The organism is uncultured Chryseobacterium sp. (assembly GCF_913776365.1).
Classification (GTDB): domain Bacteria; phylum Bacteroidota; class Bacteroidia; order Flavobacteriales; family Weeksellaceae; genus Chryseobacterium.
The window spans coordinates 1-3,329 of the sequence record NZ_CAJYMO010000338.1; the positions used below are offsets into that span (position 1 = coordinate 1).

Here is a 3,329-nt window from a genome sequence, read left to right on the forward strand (position 1 = left end):
GGCCAGGATTCCCGAAAGCTTGTTTCCAACCGAGTTGGCCAGGAAGAAACCGCCCATCATCAAAGCCGTAATCCTGGCAGGGGAGAGTTTTGAAACAAAAGACAATCCCATCGGCGAAAGGCATAATTCCCCAACGGTGATCACTCCGTAACTTGCCACCAACCACCAGGGTGATACTTTCACCGCTCCGTTATCACCGGCCCAGACCGCCAATACCATAACCAGGCAGGATAATGCGGAAATAAAAAGGCCCAGGACAATTTTGGTAGGGGTCAGAGGTTCTTTTCCCCGCCTTCTTAAAAAAGCCCAGAAGCCAACCACTACGGGTGTCAGCGCAATAACCCAGAACGGATTGATCGACTGAAATAATTCGGTGTTATATAGGTAAACTTCATTTGATCCTGTGCCTCCCAGCGATTTGCGATCCGGATCTGAAATATTTTTAAAGTAAATATCTTTTCCTGTTGTCTTGATGGTTTTTCCGTCTTCATCCTTTTGGGACTGATACTGATCGTTGTATACAGGAACTTCTTTATCTTCATAGCTTTTTCGTTCAACCATATAAATGTCTTCCAACGGTTTTTCCATTGAGGCAGGAACACTCCTGTCCGTATAATAATTGGCCCACCTCGTTAAAGCGGTACCATTCTGCTTGAAGACCGCCCAGAAAAACATGCTGATCATAAAAACGGACAGCAATGCGCCGATAGAAGATTTTTCATCCGGTTTTGCTTTAAAATAAAGAGAGGCATAAAAATAGATCACCGGGATACAGGCAAAGATAAAGGCATCCGTATTATCACTTCCGAAGATATTCCCGGGAATTACCCAGCCGATGGCTCCTGCAATGATAGCAGGGAGAAACACTTTAAGCATAATCTCGGAAAGCTTGGTATCGCCTTCCTGTACGGGTTTCATCTGGGCAGCATGAAGGTAATGTTTTCTGCCGATGGTAAAAATGACCAGTCCGACCAGCATACCGACACCGGCCGTAATGAACGCTTCGCCCCAACCGAATTTATTCCGCATAAAGGCTGCGATAATATTGCAGATAAAAGCCCCGATATTGATCCCCATGTAAAAAATATTGTACCCGGAATCTTTATTGGCCTTATAGGGTTCTTCAGAATACAGGTTTCCAAGAAGGGTAGAAATGGTAGGTTTGAAGAAACCGTTCCCAATGATAATCAGAGCCAGAGAGGAATAAAATAACGTCAGGTCTTTGAAAACACCCATCCCGATATACCCGGCAGCCATGAGTACCCCTCCGATATAGATGGATTTGATATAACCCAATACCCGGTCAGCAAGAAAACCGCCGATAAAAGGCGTAAGATAGGTAAGTGCAATGTAAGTCCCGAAAATATCGTCTGCCGTTTTATCGGGAAGCCCGAGACCGCCTTTGATACCGGCCGGTTCAATGACATACAGTACAAAAATTCCAAGAATCAGATAATAGCCGAAACGTTCCCACATTTCCGTAAAGAAGAGGAAAGGCAATCCCTTAGGATGTTTAGTCTTCATAGTGTCAAATTTCAAATTTCACAAATATAGAATTTTAAAAAGAATAATCGGATTTTATTAACTTTGGGTAAAATTAAGATCAGATGATGAATACCGTACTTCACTTACCCTCAGCAGATGAAATTAATGAGGATTTAATTAAAAGCATACAAGCTGCTTATAAACAGAAACCCATTTCAATAACTATTGAAGAAGATATTTTTATTCCTCAATGGCAGAAAGAAGAGGTAAAAAGAAGAGCTGAATATGCAAAAGAAAATCCTGAATCACTTTTAGATTTTGAGGACTTTATTGAAAATTTTGAAAGAAAATTATCAAATGAAAATCGCTGAAACAGTAATTTCTGAAAATGCTGATTTTGATTTAACTGAAATTTCACAATGGTTTGAAAGGGATTATTTAACTTTGAATTAAAATAATAGGAAAAATGCAGATTACAGTAAAAGAAATAAATAAAAATCTTGAATCGCTTCCTAAAGAACTTTTTGAGCAAGTAAATGATTATATCGACTTTTTAAAATCGAAATACGGTAAAGCCCATTCTGAAGATTGGGTGGAAAATTTATCTGATCATCAAATAAAATCTGTAAAAAAGGGGCTTGAGGATGTTAAAGAAGGGAGAACATTAAATCACGATACGGCCGTAAATAGAATACAGGATTATATTAATTCAAAAAAATAATCATGGAAATCATCTGGTCTGAAGAGACATTTGAAAATTACATAAAAGTAATTGATTACCTATTGGAAAACTGGACTATGAAGGAGGTTGAAAAGATTTGAAATAATTTTAATCATTTGATAGACAATTTAATAAATCATACTGCTATCTGTCCAAAATCAAAAGTTCTTGAGGTAAGAAAATGTATTATTGATGAGAATAATTCTTTAATCCATAAGGAAATAAATGGTAAAATTTTTCTCATTACTATTATTCATAACAGAAGTTATCATATCTATTAAAATAAAAAATCGTTGTTAGTATCTAACAACGATTTTTATATATACTTTCAAAACTACAGATTCTCCAGAATAAAATCGGTCATTTTCTGATACAGCTGCGGCCTGGTCTGTCCGCCATAAATGCCGTGGTTTTTATCCGGATAGGCCATGAAGTCGAACTGTTTTTTGTTCTGGATCAAAGCTTCCGAAAATTCCATGGAATTCTGGAAATGCACGTTATCATCGGCCGTACCGTGGATCAGCAGGAATTTCCCTTTCAGCAAATTCGCGTATTCGGTCGGGGAGTTTTTATCGTAACCGTCCGGGTTCTCCTGAGGCGTTCTCATGAATCTTTCCGTATAAACGGAATCGTAATATCTCCAGTTCGTAACCGGTGCAACCGCGATTCCCATTTTGAAGACATCAGCACCTTTGGTCATGGCAAGGCTGGTCATATACCCTCCGAAGCTCCATCCGAACATTCCGATTCTGGTTTTATCGATGTAGGACTGGTTCCCAAACCATTTGGCCGCCGTAATCTGGTCTTCAATTTCATATTTGCCAAGATCCATATAGGTAACTTTCTTGAATTTGGCTCCTTTATACCCGGTGCCACGGCCGTCTACACAAGCAACGACATAGCCTTTTTGCGCCAGCATTTCAAACCAGATCCCGTTTCCGTTGTCCCAGGAATTGGAAACCTGCTGGGAACCCGGCCCTGAATACTGGAACATAAAGAGCGGATATTTTTTATTTTTATCAAAGTTTTTAGGCTTAATGATCCAGGCATTCATCTGGTCTCCGGCTCCGTTTGGAATGGTGATGAACTCTTTGTCCACAAAACTGTCGGCCTTCAGTTTCTG

4 protein-coding genes are annotated in these 3,329 nt (G+C 39.6%); 2 read left to right on the plus strand and 2 right to left on the minus strand.

The features are described from left to right. A partial coding sequence (locus QZ735_RS18330) for a peptide MFS transporter (protein ID WP_294251661.1) occupies positions 1 to 1,524 on the minus strand: 1,524 nt, incomplete at its 3' end. 83 nt (positions 1,525 to 1,607) lie between these two features. On the opposite strand from QZ735_RS18330, the gene QZ735_RS18335 reads away from it, so the two are divergent. Beyond that, on the plus strand, positions 1,608 to 1,856 hold the full coding sequence (locus QZ735_RS18335; protein ID WP_294251688.1) for an addiction module protein: 249 nt from the start codon (positions 1,608 to 1,610) through the stop codon (positions 1,854 to 1,856). A gap of 95 nt (positions 1,857 to 1,951) precedes the next feature. Further along, entirely contained in the window at positions 1,952 to 2,206 is a 255-nt protein-coding gene (locus QZ735_RS18340; RefSeq protein ID WP_294251691.1) for a hypothetical protein, read from the plus strand. 334 nt (positions 2,207 to 2,540) lie between these two features. Here the strand turns inward: QZ735_RS18340 and QZ735_RS18345 are convergent. Then, positions 2,541 to 3,329 (minus strand): prolyl oligopeptidase family serine peptidase (locus QZ735_RS18345; protein ID WP_294251694.1); only part of this gene is annotated, 789 nt, incomplete at its 5' end.